Annotated in this window: 14 protein-coding genes and 1 tRNA gene; 8 read left to right on the top strand and 7 right to left on the bottom strand. The window is 75.0% G+C overall.

Annotation, left to right across the window (positions count from 1 at the left end):
* The 5 genes from msrB to AB0D66_RS00195 all read left to right on the top strand — a co-directional run bounded on the left by msrB (position 1) and on the right by AB0D66_RS00195 (position 4,435).
* Positions 1–414 (top strand): peptide-methionine (R)-S-oxide reductase MsrB, encoded by a 414-nt coding sequence (gene msrB, locus AB0D66_RS00215; RefSeq protein WP_362294239.1) that lies wholly within the window; start codon positions 1–3, stop codon positions 412–414.
* A 266-nt stretch (positions 415–680) separates the two neighbouring features.
* Complete coding sequence (locus AB0D66_RS00210) at positions 681–3,041, top strand: sensor histidine kinase (RefSeq protein ID WP_362294236.1); 2,361 nt, start codon at positions 681–683, stop codon at positions 3,039–3,041.
* The gene (locus tag AB0D66_RS00205) at positions 3,038–3,454 is read left to right on the top strand and encodes a roadblock/LC7 domain-containing protein (protein ID WP_362294233.1); all 417 of its coding nucleotides are present in this window, start codon (positions 3,038–3,040) and stop codon (positions 3,452–3,454) included. Before AB0D66_RS00210 ends, AB0D66_RS00205 begins: the two co-directional genes overlap by 4 nt.
* Positions 3,454–3,825, top strand: a complete 372-nt coding sequence (locus AB0D66_RS00200; RefSeq protein ID WP_362294230.1) for a DUF742 domain-containing protein — start codon at positions 3,454–3,456, stop codon at positions 3,823–3,825. The genes AB0D66_RS00205 and AB0D66_RS00200 overlap by 1 nt, the downstream gene beginning before the upstream one ends.
* Positions 3,812–4,435: an ATP/GTP-binding protein gene (locus AB0D66_RS00195; RefSeq protein ID WP_362294227.1), complete on the top strand. Its 624-nt coding sequence runs from the start codon at positions 3,812–3,814 to the stop codon at positions 4,433–4,435. The genes AB0D66_RS00200 and AB0D66_RS00195 overlap by 14 nt, the downstream gene beginning before the upstream one ends.
* Here the strand turns inward: AB0D66_RS00195 and AB0D66_RS00190 are convergent.
* From AB0D66_RS00190 to AB0D66_RS00170, 5 genes are all read right to left on the bottom strand, one after another.
* A complete protein-coding gene (locus AB0D66_RS00190) occupies positions 4,414–5,310 on the bottom strand; it encodes an NAD-dependent epimerase/dehydratase family protein (RefSeq protein ID WP_362294224.1) in 897 nt (298 codons plus the stop codon). The two genes, AB0D66_RS00195 and AB0D66_RS00190, sit on opposite strands and share 22 nt — an antisense overlap.
* Positions 5,307–6,461: a cytochrome P450 gene (locus tag AB0D66_RS00185; protein ID WP_362294221.1), complete on the bottom strand. Its 1,155-nt coding sequence runs from the start codon at positions 6,459–6,461 to the stop codon at positions 5,307–5,309. Before AB0D66_RS00185 ends, AB0D66_RS00190 begins: the two co-directional genes overlap by 4 nt.
* A 134-nt stretch (positions 6,462–6,595) precedes the next feature.
* On the bottom strand, positions 6,596–8,071 hold the full coding sequence (locus AB0D66_RS00180; RefSeq protein ID WP_362294218.1) for a class I adenylate-forming enzyme family protein: 1,476 nt from the start codon (positions 8,069–8,071) through the stop codon (positions 6,596–6,598).
* Positions 8,071–8,814, bottom strand: a complete 744-nt coding sequence (locus AB0D66_RS00175; protein ID WP_362294216.1) for a glycosyltransferase — start codon at positions 8,812–8,814, stop codon at positions 8,071–8,073. The genes AB0D66_RS00180 and AB0D66_RS00175 overlap by 1 nt, the downstream gene beginning before the upstream one ends.
* Complete coding sequence (locus AB0D66_RS00170; protein WP_362294211.1) at positions 8,811–9,833, bottom strand: ketoacyl-ACP synthase III; 1,023 nt, start codon at positions 9,831–9,833, stop codon at positions 8,811–8,813. The genes AB0D66_RS00175 and AB0D66_RS00170 overlap by 4 nt, the downstream gene beginning before the upstream one ends.
* 300 nt (positions 9,834–10,133) lie before the next feature.
* Between AB0D66_RS00170 and AB0D66_RS00165 the strand changes: the two genes are divergently transcribed.
* Positions 10,134–12,194 carry a phosphocholine-specific phospholipase C gene (locus AB0D66_RS00165; RefSeq protein ID WP_362294208.1) on the top strand — a complete coding sequence of 687 codons (2,061 nt, stop codon included), beginning with the start codon at positions 10,134–10,136 and terminating at the stop codon, positions 12,192–12,194.
* A 131-nt stretch (positions 12,195–12,325) separates the two neighbouring features.
* Positions 12,326–13,081: an alpha/beta hydrolase gene (locus AB0D66_RS00160; RefSeq protein ID WP_362294205.1), complete on the top strand. Its 756-nt coding sequence runs from the start codon at positions 12,326–12,328 to the stop codon at positions 13,079–13,081.
* Positions 13,082–13,153: 72 nt separating this feature from the next.
* On the opposite strand, the gene AB0D66_RS00155 is transcribed toward AB0D66_RS00160, so the two are convergent.
* Positions 13,154–13,226: transfer RNA gene (locus tag AB0D66_RS00155), tRNA-His, on the bottom strand.
* Positions 13,227–13,449: 223 nt separating this feature from the next.
* Here AB0D66_RS00155 and AB0D66_RS00150 point away from each other — a divergent pair.
* Positions 13,450–14,574, top strand: a complete 1,125-nt coding sequence (locus tag AB0D66_RS00150) for an aminopeptidase P family protein (protein WP_362294202.1) — start codon at positions 13,450–13,452, stop codon at positions 14,572–14,574.
* A 6-nt stretch (positions 14,575–14,580) separates the two neighbouring features.
* Here the strand turns inward: AB0D66_RS00150 and treZ are convergent, their stop codons facing one another.
* Entirely contained in the window at positions 14,581–16,287 is a 1,707-nt protein-coding gene (gene treZ / locus AB0D66_RS00145) for a malto-oligosyltrehalose trehalohydrolase (RefSeq protein ID WP_362294199.1), read from the bottom strand.
* Between the last annotated feature and the right edge of the window lie 118 nt (positions 16,288–16,405).

Raw genomic sequence — 16,405 nt, 5'->3', positions numbered from 1 at the left:
ATGTCGTACGAGGTCGAGAAGACGGACGAGCAGTGGCAGGCGGAGCTGACCCCGTCCGAATACCAGGTGCTGCGCCTCGCGGGCACCGAGCCGGCCTTCCGCGGTGAGTACACGGACACCAAGACGGAAGGCGTCTACTCCTGCCGCGGCTGCGGCGCCGAGCTCTTCCGCTCCGCGGAGAAGTTCGACTCCCACTGCGGCTGGCCGTCCTTCTACGACCCGAAGGACACCGAGGCGGTCGAGCTGATCTCCGACACCTCGCACGGCATGGTCCGCACCGAGGTCCGCTGCGCGACGTGCGGCTCCCACCTGGGCCACGTCTTCGAGGGCGAGGGCTACCCGACCCCCACCGACCAGCGCTACTGCATCAACTCCATCTCGCTGCGCCTGAGCCCGGCCGCCGACGGGGCCTGACCCCGCGCCGCCCCCGGCGGGCCCCTGCGACCCCGTGCGGTCCGGAGGGGCCCGCCGAGGTGTCGGGGACGTCGCGGCCGGGTTCCGATCAGGTCTCCCGCCCGCGATGATCCGCCGCCAATAGCACGCTTTGGCCGCGGAAGACACCTATCTGTTTCCTCGGGATGGCTGGTTATGATCGGCACCCTCATATCCCGCCGCAATCCGACTGGTTGTGACCGGTCCGGCTGCCCGGCTGCCCCCGCCGCCCCCGTTCCCGAGGTCCGATGTCTCCGATAGAACCCGAAGGCGTACCAGGGCAGTCGACGGCCCGCCGCCGGCGCAGGGTGCGGCTGCGCACCCTGCTCATCTGGCTGGCCGTGATCCCCACCGCGGCGATGGGCACCCAAGTGGCGGTGACCGCCGGGCGGTTGCTCTCGCAGTCCGAGCACCTGCGGGCCGACGTCGCGGCCGCCGAGCGGATCGGCGTACCGCTGTACACGCTCATGGTCGACATGCAGGCCGAGCGGACGATGACCGCCGCGCTGTGGGCGGGCACCGACGGCGCCGAGGACGAGCTGCGGACCCGGCGCGGGGCCAGCGACCACGGCGTGGCCGAGTTCCGCCGGCTCGCGGCCGGCGCGGGCACCTCGTTCGAGGACGTGAACCGGCGGCTGGACGGCCTGGCCGCCTACCGCCAGCGCGCGGACGCCCGCACCGGCGGCGCCGACGGCACCCTCGCCTACTACACCGGGGTGATCGACGCGGTCATCCAGGCGTACCAGCGGGAGTTCAGCCACGCCGACGACGCCGACATCGTCCAGGAGAACCGGCCCGTGGTGTCCATGCTCGCCGCCACCGAGATGGTGGCGCGCGAGGACACGATCCTGTCGCTGGCCGGCCCGTCCCGGCAGCTGAGCTCCGCCGGCTTCGACCAGTTCGTCAGCGCCGTGGGAGCCCACCGGCACCTGTACGAGACGTGGATCGTGCCGTACCTGCCCGAGCGCGACCGGCGGTTCTACGAGCGGATCGTCGCCTCCCCGGACTGGCAGGCCAAGCTCCGCATCGAGAGCGCGATCATCTCCGGGCACACGGACGTCGAATCCGGCGTCAGGCTGCCCGCCGAGGTCGCCGGCTGGCGGTCCGCGCACGCGAACTTCTCGGTGCAGATGGCCAGCCTCAACATCGACCGGGCCCGCAAGGTGCTCACCCTCGGCGAGGCCAAGGCCGCGGAGCTGGAGACCGAGGTCGCCTGGCTCATCGGGGGAAGCGGCGGCGGGCTGCTGGTCGTCGTGGGCGTCGTCGTGCTCACCACGCGGTCGCTGCTGCGCCGGCTGCACGACCTGCACGAACGCACGGTGACCGTCGCCGAGGAGACCCTCCCCGACGTCGTCGCCCGGCTCCAGCACGGCCGGCCCGTCGACGACGGGGCGCTGCCGGCGGTGCGCGGGGAGGGCGACGAGGTCGGGCGCATCAGCGACGCGTTCGCCCGCGCCGTGGCCGTGTCCGTCGACGGGCACCGGCAGCTCGCGGCCGAGCGCCACGGCTTCGGCCTGTTCGCCACGGGCATCGCCTCGCGCACCGGGAACCTGGTCAGCCGCCAGCTCAGCCTCACCGAGGACCTCCAGGACGCCTTCGGCCACGACGAGGCCCTGCTCGCCCAGTTGATGCGGGCCGACCAGCTCACGGTGGGCATGCGGCGGCAGATCGAGAACCTCCTCATCCTGGCGGGCGGTGAGGTCCCCGACCCGCACACCGAGCCCATGCGCATCGCCGACCTGCTGCGCGAAGCCGCGGCGGAGGTCGAGGACTTCCGGCGCATCGAGCGGCAGGCCCTGGACGAGACCAGCGTGGCCCCGCACGCGATCAGCCAGATCAGCCACCTCCTCGCGGAGCTGCTGGACAACGCCACCCGGTTCTCCCCGCCGCGCTCGAAGGTGGTCATCCGGGCCGAAACGGTCACCGACGGGCTGTCCGTCGAGATCGAGGACCGCGGACCGCGGGTGACCCCCGAGCGGTACGAGGAGATGAACGGGCGCCTGCACCAGGCGCCGCCGTACTCCGTCCTGGCGCAGAACGCGCACCGGCTCGGGCTGTTCGTGGTCGGCCACCTCGCCGACCAGCTCGGGGCCACCGTCACCCTGCGCCGCTCGGTGTACGGAGGGACCTCCGCCGTGGTGGTCCTGCCCGGGGAACTGCTGGTGGCGACCGAAGCGGGGACACCGCGCGCGATCGCGCCCGCCCCGGCCGCCCCGGAGCCGGCCGCTGTCGCCCCGGAGCCGGCCGCCGCCCTCCCGGCGCCGGCCTCCGCCCTCCCGGCGCCGCACCCCACCGTGGAACGGGGGCCCGAGCCGGTCGAGCACACGGCCGCCGGGCTGCCGAGCCGCCCCGTCAAACCGTCCGCGCGCGTGCCCGTGCCCGCCTCCGCGCCCGAGGCCCGGCCGGCACCGGCCGCCGCCCCCGCGCGCCCGGCGCTGCCCGAGCGCGTCCCGCAGACCCACATCGCCGAACAGCTCCGGGCGCCCCGCGCCCCGGAAGCGGCCCCCCGGCCGGACGCGGAGACACCCGAAGAGGTGGCCGACGCCTGGGCGGACTACGAACGCGGGACCCAGACAGTGGAAGAAGAGCTCCGACGGGATCGGCCATGACTACCTCATCGAACGCAGCCACCGACAACGCCATCTACAGCGTCCTGGACAACAACCTGAACAGGATCGCCGGCATCCAGGGAGCGGTGCTCCTGTCCAACGACGGCATCAAGCTCAGCGCCTACCTGCTCGACGAGCCCCAGGCCGAGCGCATGGCGGCCGCGGCCTCCGGCATCGCGGCCACGATGAAGGCGATATCCCGCGAGATCGACGGCGGCCGCGTCATCCGCCAGCTGGTCGAGATGGACGACCGGTACCTGTGCATCGTCGGATGCGGCGAGGGCAGCACGCTCATCGTGGTGACCTCCCGCAAGGCGCGCCTCGGGGAGCTGGGCGGCGAGGCCGTGCGCACCGCCCAGGCGCTCGGCGAGTGGCTGGGCACCCCGGAGCGCGGCCAGGTGCCGAACGCGTAATGCCGCAGGACGAACCGCAGCCCGCGCCGCGCCGCCGCCGTACGCGGCTGTACGCCCTGACCGACGGGCGTACGGCCGCTCCGCACACCGTCCTCACCATGGACACCACGATCACGGCGGCGGCCGGCGGGGACGCCCAGGGCGGCCTGCCCACGGAGTGGCGGGCCATCCTCGCCATGTGCGCGCCGCCGGGCGGCCTGGCCGTCGCCGAGATCGCGGCCCGGATGCACATCCGCCTCACCCCGATGACGCTGCTCCTCGGCGAACTCGCGGAGCGCGGGCTGATCCACCACCGGCCGCCCCTGGACGGGGCCGAGACCACCGACGTCCACCTGCTCATGAGAATCAGGGACAACCTTGCCCGGATATGACACTCCCGCCCCGCGGGAAGCGGCCCCCGTCAAGATCCTCGTCGCCGGGGGGTTCGGAGTCGGCAAGACGACCCTGGTCGAGACGATCTCCGAGATCGAGCCGCTGCGCACGGAGGAGCGGCTGACGGCCGCCGGGGTGGGCGTCGACGACCTCGAGGGCATCGAGTCCAAGTCGGTGACCACCGTGGCGATGGACTTCGGCCGCCTCACCCTCACCGACGCCGGGGTCGTCCTCTACCTGTTCGGCACGCCGGGCCAGGAGCGCTTCTGGTTCATGTGGGACGACCTGCTGAACGGGGCCCTCGGGGCGATCGTGCTGGTCGACACGCGCCGTCTGGACCGCAGCTTCCCCGCGGTCGACTTCTTCGAGAGCCGCGGGCTGCCCTTCGTGGTCGGCGCGAACTGCTTCCACGGCGAACAGCCCTACACCGCCGAGGAGATCGGGGCGGCCCTGCACCTGCGCGACCCCCGCACCCCGGTCCTCATGCTGGACGCCCGCTCCCGCCCCGACGTCCGCGCCTGCCTGCTCGCCCTCCTCGACCGGCTGATCGCCGACGCGGGGGCCGCGCTCGCGGCGCCGGCGGCGGCTCAGGCCACCGAGGCCAGGTAGTCCGCCAGGGTCCGGGCCGGGGTCCAGCCCTGGGACCGGGCCCGGGCGGTGTCCAGGACCACTTGGTGCGCCAGCTGGTCCACCGCGTAGCGGCTGAGGGCCGGTTCGGCGGTCGGCAGCGACTCCGCGAGCCGGGCCGCCGCCCGCGCGACCGGCAGCGGGAGGTGCCGGATCCGGGCCCGGCGCCCGTGGGCCCGCAGGACCTCCCGTACGGCCAGGTCGCGGGCGTACGGCTGCGCGTCGGCCACGTTGTAGGCGCCCGGGGGCCAGCCGGCCGCCGCCAGACAGGCCTCGGCGAGGTTCTCCACCGCCGTCAGGCTGAGCCGTACGTCCGGGCCCGGCAGCAGCAGGGTGCCGGCCCGGACCCGGGACAGCAGCCGGGGCAGCAGCTGGGTGTCGCCGGGGCCGTAGACGGCCCTCGGCCGCAGCACGACCGCGCCGCCGGCCAGCGCGAGGGCCTCGCCCGCCGCCTTGGTCCGGCCGTAGGCGTTCAGCTGGCCCGAGCGCGGGTGGTCCTCGGTGACCAGGCTCCGGTCGGTCCGCGGATCGTAGACGCTGGCGCTGCTCACCCAGACCACCGGCCGGCCGGCCGCCGCGCGCAGCAGCCGCCGGGTGCCGTCCACGTTGACCGCGCGCATCAGCGCCTCCGCCCGGGAGCCGGGCGCCGGATCGCCGACCGCCGCCGCGCAGTGCACCACCAGGTCGACGCCGGCCAGGTCCGGATCACCCTGGGCGGCGTCCCAGAAGCGGTGCTCGCCCAGCGGGCCGGGCCTGCGGCCCACGCACACCACCCGCGCCCCGGCCGCGGCCGCCGCCCGGGCCACGTGCCCGCCGCAGAAGCCGCTCGCCCCGGTGACCGCGATACGGGCGCTCATGCGCGGGCCTCCACCAGCAGCCTCCGCCAGCCCGGCAGGGCCGCCCGCCGGTCCACCCGGGCCCGCGTCACCACCGGCCGCGCGGGGGCCAGCGCCGCCAGTACGTCGGCCAGCTGGGCCTCGGCCAGCCGGGCTCCGGGGCAGGCGTGCGGCCCGGCGCCGAACACCAGCCGGGCGGTGCCCGGCGCGGCCGGCCGCAGGGCGTCCGGGTCGAGCCGGTGCGCCCCGGCGGCGTGCCGGGCGACCAGCATCAGCCGGTCGCCGCCCCGCACCGGGCAGCCGCCGACCTCGCCGTCCGCGGCGGCCACCCGCGGCAGCAGCGGCGAGGCCGCCGTGACCCGCAGCAGCTCGGCCGCCAGCGCCGGGCGCAGGGCCTCGTCGGCGGCCTGGTCCCACAGTCCGGCGTCGGCGCACCAGGCCACCGCCCGCGGCAGCGCGGCCACGGTGGTGTTGACCGCGGCCACCGCCACCATCGCGGCCAGCGCCCCGCCGTCCGCGGACCCGTCGCCGAGCCGCCTTCCGCCCGCGGTCGCCTCGCCCGGTGCCCCCGCCGACGGGGTCAGCAGGGCACGCAGCCGGGCGGCGGAGCGGAGCGCCGCGGCTTCGGCGCGCGGCCGGCGGGGGCCGGGCAGGTGGCTGCGTACGGATGCGGCCGCCGCCTCGGCGGCCGCGCCGGCCACGTCCCGGGGATCGGCGTCCGTGCCCAGCAGCGCGCAGACCACCGAACCCGCCAGCTCCCGGGAGAGTTCGACCAGGTCCACCGCCCCGCCCCGCGCGAGGGGTTCGAGGCGGTGGGCGAGCAGCGGCTGCCACTGCGCCCGCAGCCGCTCCACCCCGGCCGCGGACAGCTGCCCGGCCAGGTCCCGCCGGTCCGACCGGTGCCCGCTGCCCTCCTGGTCGAAGAGCACGCCCCCGTCGCCCGCCAGCGCGGAGCGCGCCGCGCCCCCCGTGGTGCCCTCGGCGGTCCGGTCCAGCGGCAGCCGGGCCAGCGCCTGCCGGTAGGCCTCCGTGCCGTGCACCAGCAGGGTGCCGCCGATCCGGCGCACGGGCCGTCCGCGCGTCGCGGCGAGCAGCCCGAACAGCACGGGGTGGCTGCCCAGGTAGACCCGGCGGTCGCGTCGCCGGGCCCGGGCGTGGGACGGGTTGCTCATCGCGTACGTACCTTCGTCGTGAGGATCGGGATCCCGTGATGCGGGAGTGCGGGAGTGCGGGAGGGCGGGAGTGCGGGAGTGGGGGAGTGCGGGCGCGGGGCCGCGGGCCGGCGGGGAGCGGCCCGGGCCGGGGTTCACGCCGTCGGGCCCAGGCGCCGCGCCGCCATCGCGGAGGTCGCCGCGCGGTCCGGTTTGCGGGAGCGCCCCGACAGGGGGATGCGGGCGAAGAGGAGGGCGTCGGGGCGTGCCGTGCCCATCCGGTGGAGCGGGCCCGACAGGGCGCTGCGCAGGCCGTGCTCGTTCGCGCCGCGCCCCGGCTGCACGACGGCGACCAGCCGTTCGTCGCCGTCGCCCGCCGGGACTCCGACGAGCACGGCCAGCTCCACCCCCGGCACGTGCAGGGCGGGCTCGTACAGCCCCGGATAGATGTTCTCCGCCCGGCGCAGCACCATGTCCTTGCACCTGCCCTCCAGCACGATCCGGCCCGCGCCGTCCAGCCGCGCCCGGTCGCCCGTACGCACCCACGCGTCGGGCTCCTCGCCGAGGTAGCGCTGCCGGGCCGCGGCGCCGGTCAGCAGCAGCTGGCCGTCCGCGTCGGTCCGGGCCAGGACGCCCGGCAGAGGGGTGCCGACCAGGTCGCCCGGGCCCTCGTAGGCGGACTTCTCCCGTGCCTCGACCGCGGCGGCCGGGAAGAGCTCGGTCAGCGCGTAAACCCCCCAGGCCCGGGCCGCGCCCGCTTCCCGTACCCGCTCCAGCAGGGCGGCGTCGGCCGGGGCGGAGCCCGTCCAGACCCGGCCGTGGAAGCGGGCTCCCGCGTCCAGCGCGTCCCGCAGCGCGGGCGGGGTCAGATAGGTGTCCTGGGGGCGCAGCCGGCGGAGCTGGCGGGCCAGCACCCGCGGGTCGCGGGCCGGGAGCGCGACGGGGGCGCCGCACGTCAGCGAGGGGACCAGGACGAAGAAGGTGCCCCCGAGCACGGGCTGGTCCGGGGCCGCGTCGAAGAGGGAGGCGACCGTGGCCATCCCGGCGGCCAGGCTCGAGCGGGTGTGCACCACGGCGCGCGGCCGGGAGGTGGTCCCCGAGGTGAACACGATCACCGCGTCCCCGTCGTGGTCCCAGTGCACCGCAACCCCCGCCCGGGAGGCCGCCAGGTCCAGCGCGGGCGCGCAGCCCGGCAGCCGGGGCCCGACGGTGGCGACCGGGCCCAGCCCGGCCAGGTCGGGCAGCGCCAGCCCGGCCCGGCGGGCCAGCGGCCGGGCCCAGCCCGCCACCGCCTGCGCGGCCGCGTCGGCCAGCACCAGCGCGGGCCGGGCCAGGGCGAGCCGGGCGCGCAGCACGTCCGGCCCCGCACCCGGGTCGAGCACGGCCCCGCGCAGCCCGAGCCGCCACAGGGCCAGCAGGACGGCGAGGGCCCGCGGCCCGGGCCGTACGGCGACCCCGACGGTGTCCCCGGCGCGCAGCCCGCGCGCGTGCAGGGCGGCGGCGAACGCGTCGGACAGCTCGGCGAGTTCCCCCCGGGTGGCCCGGACCCGGGCGGCGCCGGTGCGGGTGGCGGTGAGCACGGCCGGCCGCTCGGGTCGGCTGCGCAGCGCGTGGTCGAGGCGGTCGAGCATCAGCGTGGATCCGTTCCGTGCGTGCCGCTGCCCTGGTCCAGGTACCAGCGGGCGGTGCCCGCGATCCCGTAGGCCCGCAGGCGCCGCGTGGAGTTCTCCACGACCATCTCCCGGCAGTGGACGATGCGGTCGGTGTGGCGGCGTACGGCGTTGAGGAAGAGCCGGTCGGTGGGCGAGGGGCGCCGGGGCATGCCGCCGACGGCCAGGTACAGCTCGGCGGTGATGGCCATGTTGTTCCCGGCGTGCATCCGGTACGGGGCCCGGTAGCCCCTGCGGCGCGCGTGCCGGGGCCGCAGCCGCCCGAACAGCGCGGCGAGCGCGACGAGCAGGCCGAAGCCGGCCCGGCCGAGCGGGCCGTGCTCGTCGTGCCGGGCGACGATGCGCCCGCACACCAGCCCGGGGCGCCGCGTGAGGGCGGCCCGCGCGGCGCGCGTCCAGCCGGGCCGGGGCAGGCAGTCGGCGTCCGTGCGGGCGAGCAGGGCCGCGCCCCGGCCGATCGCGTACCGGAACCCGGTGTCGACGGCCGAGCCGACCCCCTTCTCCGGCTCCTCGATGACCTCGACCGGGAACGGCGCACCCGCCGCGAACTCCCGGGCGATCTCGGCCGTCCGGTCCGCCGAGGCGTTGTCGACGACCAGCAGGGTGAAGTCCCGGTCCCGCTGCGCGGCGAGGGCCCCGAGGGTCTGCGCGAGGCGGGCCTCCTCCTCGTGCGCGGGCACGACCACCCACAGGGACGGGCTCACGACTTCTCCCACACCATCGTCATGATGCTGATGCCGCCGCCGAGGCCGACGAACAACACCCGCTGCCCGGGCTCCAGTTCCGTGAACACGCGGTCCAGCTGGACGCCGATGCTCGCACTCGCCACGTTGCCCAGCTCGGGCACGGTCACCACCAGTTTCCCGGCCGGCACCCCGGTCAGCTCCGCGAACCGCTCCAGGTACGGCACGGTCACCTGGTGCACCAGCACCTTGGCGAAGCCGTCCCAGTCCATCCCCGTCCGGTGCAGCGTCCGGTCGATGACGGCCGTGCCCACCTTCTCGAAGACGCCGCGCAGTTCGTGCCCGTCGCCGCGGAAGTAGGTGTACTCGTCCCCGCGCGGGTGGCGCGAACCGCCGCCCGGGATGCCCCCGACCTCCCAGTGCTCCGAGTGGGTCTCGGTGTCCACGTCGAGGATCCCGCCGCGCTCCACGGCCTCCACGACCACGGCGGCACCCGCGTCCCCGAAGGTGTAGCCGGCGAATCCGCTGCGGAACTCGGCCGCGTCGGCGGGATCCTTGCGCACCGCCCGGCTCGGCGTCTCCCCGGTGACCAGCAGCGCCCGCCGCGCCCGACCGGCCAGGATCATCGACCGGGCGAGGTCGATGCCGTTCACGAAGCTGTTGCAGGCGTTGGTGACGTCCAGGGCGTGGGCCCGCGAGCCCAGCTCGGCCTGCACGATGTGCGCGGTGGCGGGCTCGACCACGTCGCGGGAGGCGGAGGCGAAGAGCAGCAGGTCGATGTCGAGGGGGCTGAGGCCCGCGGCGTCCAGGGCCCGGCGGCCGGCGCCCACGGCGAGCGTGGAGGCGTACACCTCCGGCCCCGCGACGCGGCGGGAGACGATCCCGGTGGCCTGCCTCAGCAGCGTCGGCGGCAGCGTGAGGCCGCTGCGGAGGGCCACCTCCCGCTGGAGGGAGTCCGAGGAGAGGACCTCGGCGGGCAGCAGGCTGCCGACGGCGGTTATCCCGGCGCGCGGCCGTTGGTCACGTGGCTGAAAGGGCATGCCCACACGATGGCAAGCCGGCATCTCCCGGGCCTGAGTACGGATGCTCAGATCGGCGCACGGGCCGGATGAGTATCCCCGCGCAGGGGCGCGGACCTGGAAGTGGAGTGGCCCCGGGGGCTGTTGCGCAGCGGGTGGTTCGCCTACCGTCTTCGCCAGACGCGCGGGCCGTCGGTGGTGACCACTGCCGTTCTCCGGCTGTACGGCCAGGTGTCAGGCAAGGATCTCCGTCCGGTACCCGGGGGGCGCTGTCCTTGGGGCGCCCCTCGCCTCCCCCTCACCCGCAGAGGTCGTCACGCCATGGCAGAACTCAACCGCCGCAGGTTCCTGCAGATCGCGGGCGGCACCGCCGCGCTGACGATGCTGAACGACAGCATCGCGCGCGCCGCCGCGATCCAGGCCCAGGGCACCACCGGAACGATCCGGGACATCGAGCACGTCGTCGTGCTGATGCAGGAGAACCGGTCCTTCGACCACTACTTCGGCGCGATGAAGGGCGTCCGGGGCTTCGGGGACCCGCGCCCGGTCCTGCAGGACAACGGCAAGTCCGTCTTCCACCAGTCCAACGGGACCAAGGACGTCCTTCCCTTCAACCCGCAGATCGCGGACCTCGGGATGCAGTTCCTCGAGGGCCTGAACCACGACTGGGCGGGCGGCCACCAGGCCTACAACAACGGCAAGTACGACAAGTGGATCCCGGCCAAGACGGCCACGACCATGTCGTACATGACCCGGAACGACATCCCGTTCCACTACGCCCTGGCCGACGCCTTCACCGTGTGCGACGCCTACCACTGCTCCTTCATCGGCGCCACCGACCCGAACCGCTACTACCTGTGGACGGGCTACACGGGCAACGACGGCACCGGCGGCGGCCCCGTCCTCGGCAACCAGGAGCTGGGCTACGGCTGGAAGACCTACCCCGAGCGGCTGGAGGCGGCCGGGGTGTCCTGGAAGGTCTACCAGGACATCGGCGACGGCCTGAACGCCGCCGGCTCCTGGGGCTGGATCAACGACGCCTTCCGCGGCAACTACGGCGACAACTCGCTGCTGTACTTCAACACCTACCGCAACGCCCAGCCCGGCAGCCCCCTCTACGAGAAGGCCCGCACGGGCACCAACGCCAAGGCGGGCGAGGGGTACTTCGACCGGCTGCGCGCCGACGTGGTGAACGGCACCCTGCCGCAGGTCTCCTACATCGCGGCCCCCGAGGCGTTCAGCGAGCACTCCAACTGGCCGACGAACTTCGGCGCCTGGTACATCTCGCAGGTCCTGGACGCGCTGACGGCGAACCCGGCCGTGTGGGCGAAGACCGCCCTGTTCATCACCTACGACGAGAACGACGGCTTCTTCGACCACGTGGTGCCGCCCTACCCGCCGGCCTCCTCGGCCTGGGGCCTGTCCACGGCGAGCGTGACCGGCGACCTCTACAACGGGGGCGGCGGCTACGCGGCCGGACCCTACGGGCTCGGCCCCCGCGTCCCGATGATCGTGGTCTCCCCGTGGAGCAAGGGCGGCTACGTCTGCTCCGAGACCTTCGACCACACCTCGGTGATCCGCTTCATGGAGAAGCGCTTCGGAGTGCAGGAGCCCAACATCTCGCCGTGGCGCCGGGCCGTCTGCGGTGACCTGACCTCGGCCTTCGACTTCACCCGGGCGGACGCGGCGCCGGCCGCCCTGCCCTCCACGGCCGGGTACGTCCCGCCGGACAAGAACCGCCACCCCTCCTACCACCCGACCCCGCCGGCCACGGGCGTCCTGCCCAGGCAGGAGGCCGGGTCCAAGCCGACCCGGGCGCTGGGCTACCGCCCGTATGTGGACGGCGCCCGCACCACCTCCACCGGCAAGTTCACCCTGACCTTCTCCTCCGGCCCCACCCTCGGCGCCCACTTCCACAGCACCTCGGGCAACCGCACGGACGGCCCCTGGCCCTACACGGTCGAGGCGGGCAAGACCCTCTCGGACACCTGGAGCACCAGCAGCTCCACCGGCAACCAGATCAACCTCACGGTCTGGGGTCCGAACGGCTTCCTGCGCAGCTGGAAGGGCCCGACCAAGACGGCCGGCCCCGAGGCCACGGCCCGCCACGCGGACTCCACCGGCAACCTGGCCCTCACCCTGACCAACCCCGGCCCGGTCGCGGTGAACCTCACGGTGACCAACGCCTACGGCGGCGCGGCCCAGACGCTGCTGGTCAACCCCGGCGCCACGGTCTCCCACACCGTGAACCTCGCCGCGACGGCCCGCTGGTACGACGTCAAGGTCGTCTCCGACAAGGACGCCACCTTCCTGCGCCGCTTCGCCGGCCACGTGGAGACGGGCGCCCCGGGCCTCTCCGATCCGGCGATCAAGACCGTCTGACTCCGCCGCGGCGCCTACCGGCCTCCGTTGCGGGACCACGTCCCGCAACGGAGGCCGGCGGTGTGACGGCAGGTGCGCTGGGAAGGAGGTACGGCGTCGGATTTCCCCGTCCCGTCACCGAGGGAGAACGCATGGCCATCGCCCACCGCAGGATCGGCACCGGGCCCGTCCGCGTCATCGTGCTGCACGACTGGTTCGGCACCTCCGCCAACTGGGGCTCCGCGCTCGACTGCCTGGACCCGCAGGGGTTCTCGTACGCCTTCCTCGACTACCGCGGCTACGGCGCGCGCCGGGACGTCCCCGGCCGGTACGACCTGCCCGAGATCGCCGACGACGTCCTGGAGCTCGCCGACGAGCTCGGCTGGGAGACGTTCTCCCTCCTCGGCCACTCCATGGGCGGCAAGGCGATGCAGCAGGTGCTCGTGCGCGCCCCCGAGCGGATCGAGAAGCTGGTCGGGCTCGCCCCGGTGCCGGCCGCGCCCTACACGATGGACGACGCCACGCACACCCTCTTCCACGGCGCCGCCGAGGACCCGGAGAACCGGCGCGTCATCCTCGACCTCGTCACCGGCAACCGGGCGAGCCGCCACTGGGTGGACCGCATGGTCGCCCACTCCCGGGAGGTCTCCCGGCCCGAGGCGTTCGCCGCCTACCTGGAGAGCTGGCAGCCCCTCGACCTCTCCTCCGCGGTCAAGGGCAACACCGTCCCGGTGCTGGTCCTCGTGGGGGAGTACGACCTCGCGCTGACCGCCGACGTGATGCGCGCCACCTGGCAGGCCTGGTACCCGAACTGCCGGATCCGCACCCTCCCGGGCGCCGGACACTACCCGCCCCACGAGACCCCGGTCGCGTTCGCCACCGAGGTGGAGGCCTTCCTACGGGCCTAGCCAGTGCGGTCCCGGACAGGGAAAAGCCCGCGAGGGGTACGAGAAACCTCGTACCCCTCACGGGACCCACAGGGTGAGTGACGGGACTTGAACCCGCGGCCACCTGGACCACAACCAGGTGCTCTACCAACTGAGCTACACCCACCACGAAGGGCGGCGGACCACCCGTTCGACGTGCATGCACAGCATAGCCGATCAGCGGGGTGCTCCCGCGACGCGTTTATCGCCGGGCGGGCGACGGGCCGCCACCCTGTGGCCCCGCTCACAGCGGCAGGAGCCGGGGCGGGAGCCGGGTCGGCCGGGGAGAGGGGGGCCCGCCCCGGCGCGGCCCCTCCCGCCGCCGAGCGGCCCACGGCAGGATCACCCGTATGACCCGTGAACCCGCACCCTTCACGACCGAGGACTACGCCGCCCGGATGGCCGCCGCCGCGCAGACGGCCGCCGACGCCGGACTGGCCGGGCTGCTGATCGCACCCGGGCCCGACCTGACGCACCTCACCGGCTACCGCCCCACCGCCGAGACCGAGCGGCTCACCCTGCTGGTGCTGGCCATCGGACAGGAACCGGTGCTGGTGGTGCCCGCGCTGGAGGCCCCCGACGCCGCCAAGGCCCCCGGCGCCGCCGCCCTGGCCCTGCGGGACTGGGCCGACGGGAAGAACCCGTACGCACTGACCGCCCCGCTGCTGGACGCGGCCGGCCGCTTCGGGGTGAGCGACAACACCTGGGCCCTGCACCTCCTCGGACTGCAGCGGGAGTTGCCCGCCACCTCCTACGCCCCCCTCACCGACGCGCTGCCCATGCTGCGCGCGGTGAAGGACGACCGGGAGCTGGAGCGACTCGCCGCGGCGGGCGCCGCGGCCGACGCCGCCTACGCGCAGATCCTCCACGTCCCCTTCGCGGGCCGCCGCGAGACCGAGCTCGCCGAGGACCTGGCCGCGCTGCTGCGCGCACACGGCCACTCCCAGGTCGACTTCACCGTCGTCGGCTCCGGACCCAACGGGGCCAACCCGCACCACGAGGCCGGGGAGCGGGTCATCCGGCACGGCGACATGATCGTCCTGGACTTCGGCGGCCTGCGGTACGGCTACGGCTCCGACATCTCCCGCACCGTGCACGTGGGCGAGCCGAGCGCCGAGGAGCAGCGCGTGCACGACGTGGTCCGCGAGGCCCAGCAGGCCGGGGTGGCCGCCGTCCGGCCCGGCGTCTCCTGCCAGGAGGTGGACCGCGCGGCCCGGGCGGTGATCACCGGGTTCGGCTACGGAGACCGCTTCATCCACCGCACCGGACACGGCATCGGGGTCACCACCCACGAGCCGCCCTACATGGTCGAGGGCGAGGAGCGGCCGCTGGTCCCCGGCATGTGCTTCTCCGTGGAGCCGGGCATCTACCTGCCCGGCCGGTTCGGCGTCCGCATCGAGGACATCGTGACCGTCACCGAGGACGGCGTGCGCCGCCTGAACAACGCCCCGCGCGAGCTCGCGGTCGTCGAGTAGCGGCCCTCACGGTCCCAGCACGACGGCGGATTCGCCCGGCAGGTGGATCCGGCCGTCCGGGCCCGGGTGCTCGAGCGGCTCCCAGGCCGCCAGCACCCGAACGCCGTTGCGGCCCAGCGCGATCGTCACCGGCTCCGGGGAGAGGTTCACCGCCACCCGTACGTCGCCCCGCCGGAAGGTGAGCCAGCGCCGCTCCTCGTCGTGGGCGACCCGGACGGCCGCCAGGTCCGGGTCGCGCAGGTCCGGGTGCGTGCGGCGCAGCGCGACGAGGGTGCGGTACCAGGCGAGCAGGCGGGCGTGGCCCGCCCGCTCCGGCTCGGCCCAGTCCAGGCAGGAGCGGTCCCGCGTCGCCGGGTCCTGCGGGTCGGGGATCTCCTCCGCCTTCCACCCGTGCGCCGCGAACTCCCGCCGCCGGCCGGTCCGTACGGCCTCCGCCAGCTCCGGGTCGGGGTGGTCGGTGAAGTACTGCCACGGCGTGCCCGCGCCCCACTCCTCGCCCATGAACAGCATTGGAACGAACGGCCCGGTCAGCGCCACGGCCGCGGCGCACGCCAGCAGCCCGGGGGAGAGCGAGGCGGAGAGCCGGTCGCCGAGCGCCCGGTTGCCGATCTGGTCGTGGGTCTGCGCGTAGCCGATGAAGCGGTGCGCCGGGGTCCGGCGGCGGTCCACCGGACGGCCGTGGCCGCGGCCGCGGAAGGAGGACCAGGTCCCGTCGTGGAAGAACGCGCGGGTCAGGGTCTTGCCGAGGGCGGCCAGCGGCGCCCGGGCGAAGTCGGCGTAGTACCCGTGGGATTCACCGGTCAGCGCGCAGTGCAGGGCATGGTGGAAGTCGTCGTTCCACTGGGCGTGCAGCCCCAGGCCGCCCTCGGTGCGCGGGGTGGTGGTGTGCGGGTCGCACCGGTCGGACTCGGCGATCAGGAACAGCGGCCGGCCGGTCTCGGCCGCCAGCTCGTCCACCGCGGCGGACAGCTCCTCCAGGAAGGTCAGGGCCCGCCCGTCGGCGAGCGCGTGCACGGCGTCCAGCCGCAGCCCGTCGATCCCGTAGTCGCGCAGCCAGGCCAGCGCGCTGCCCAGGAAGTACGCGCGCACCTCGTCGGAACCGGGCGCGTCCAGGTTCACCGCCGCGCCCCAGGGGGTGTGGTGGGTGTCGGTGAAGTACGGGCCGTAGGCGGGCAGGTGGTTGCCGGAGGGGCCGAGGTGGTTGTGGACCACGTCCAGGACCACGCCCAGCCCCGCGGTGTGCGCGGCCTCCACGAACCGGGCCAGCCCGGCCGGGCCGCCGTACGGCTCGTGCACGGCCCAGGGGGCGACCCCGTCGTACCCCCAGCCGTGCCGGCCGGGGAAGGAGCAGACCGGCATCAGCTCCACGTGCGTGACGCCGAGGGCGGTGAGGTGGCCCAGGCGCGCGGCGGCGGCGTCGAAGGTGCCCTCGGGGGTGAAGGTGCCGACGTGCAGCTCGTACAGGACCGCGTCCTGCAGCGGGGTGCGCGGGGCCGCGGCCGCCGGTTCGGGGAGGGCCGCGAAGTCGACCACCGCCGACAGGCCGTCGGGGCCGTCCGGCAGCCGCCGGGAGCGCGGGTCGGGCCGCGGGACGGGGTCGCCGTCGAGGAGGAAGCCGTACCGGCTCCCGTCGGCGGCCGGGGCCTGCACGGTCCACCAGCCGTCGCGCTCTCCCTCGCGCGCCATCTCGTACGTCGCGTCGTCGAGTCGCATGGCGACATGACCTGTCAGCGGTGCCCACACCTCGAACTGCACGGACGTTCCCCTCGTCTGCGGCGCTGTTCAGCATGCGTATCCTGCCCATCATTCCGGGCTCGGCGGGGGAGTTCTG

This window comes from Streptomyces sp. NPDC048270 (assembly GCF_040652335.1).
Lineage (GTDB): Bacteria > Actinomycetota > Actinomycetes > Streptomycetales > Streptomycetaceae > Streptomyces.
The sequence above is the reverse complement of the archived record's forward strand: the minus strand, read 5'-3'. Positions and strand labels throughout refer to the sequence as shown.

Bases quoted from the DNA above. Each gene is read 5' to 3' on its own strand.
- AB0D66_RS00205 (WP_362294233.1), top strand. From the start codon at position 3,038: ATGACTACCTCATCGAACGCAGCCACCGACAACGCCATCTACAGCGTC.
- treZ (WP_362294199.1), bottom strand. From the start codon at position 16,287: ATGCGACTCGACGACGCGACGTACGAGATGGCGCGCGAGGGAGAGCGC.
- AB0D66_RS00170 (WP_362294211.1), bottom strand. From the start codon at position 9,833: ATGCCCTTTCAGCCACGTGACCAACGGCCGCGCGCCGGGATAACCGCC.
- AB0D66_RS00165 (WP_362294208.1), top strand. From the start codon at position 10,134: ATGGCAGAACTCAACCGCCGCAGGTTCCTGCAGATCGCGGGCGGCACC.
- AB0D66_RS00190 (WP_362294224.1), bottom strand. From the start codon at position 5,310: ATGAGCGCCCGTATCGCGGTCACCGGGGCGAGCGGCTTCTGCGGCGGG.
- AB0D66_RS00210 (WP_362294236.1), top strand. From the start codon at position 681: ATGTCTCCGATAGAACCCGAAGGCGTACCAGGGCAGTCGACGGCCCGC.
- AB0D66_RS00185 (WP_362294221.1), bottom strand. From the start codon at position 6,461: ATGAGCAACCCGTCCCACGCCCGGGCCCGGCGACGCGACCGCCGGGTC.
- msrB (WP_362294239.1), top strand. From the start codon at position 1: ATGTCGTACGAGGTCGAGAAGACGGACGAGCAGTGGCAGGCGGAGCTG.
- AB0D66_RS00150 (WP_362294202.1), top strand. From the start codon at position 13,450: ATGACCCGTGAACCCGCACCCTTCACGACCGAGGACTACGCCGCCCGG.
- AB0D66_RS00180 (WP_362294218.1), bottom strand. From the start codon at position 8,071: ATGCTCGACCGCCTCGACCACGCGCTGCGCAGCCGACCCGAGCGGCCG.
- AB0D66_RS00200 (WP_362294230.1), top strand. From the start codon at position 3,454: ATGCCGCAGGACGAACCGCAGCCCGCGCCGCGCCGCCGCCGTACGCGG.
- AB0D66_RS00160 (WP_362294205.1), top strand. From the start codon at position 12,326: ATGGCCATCGCCCACCGCAGGATCGGCACCGGGCCCGTCCGCGTCATC.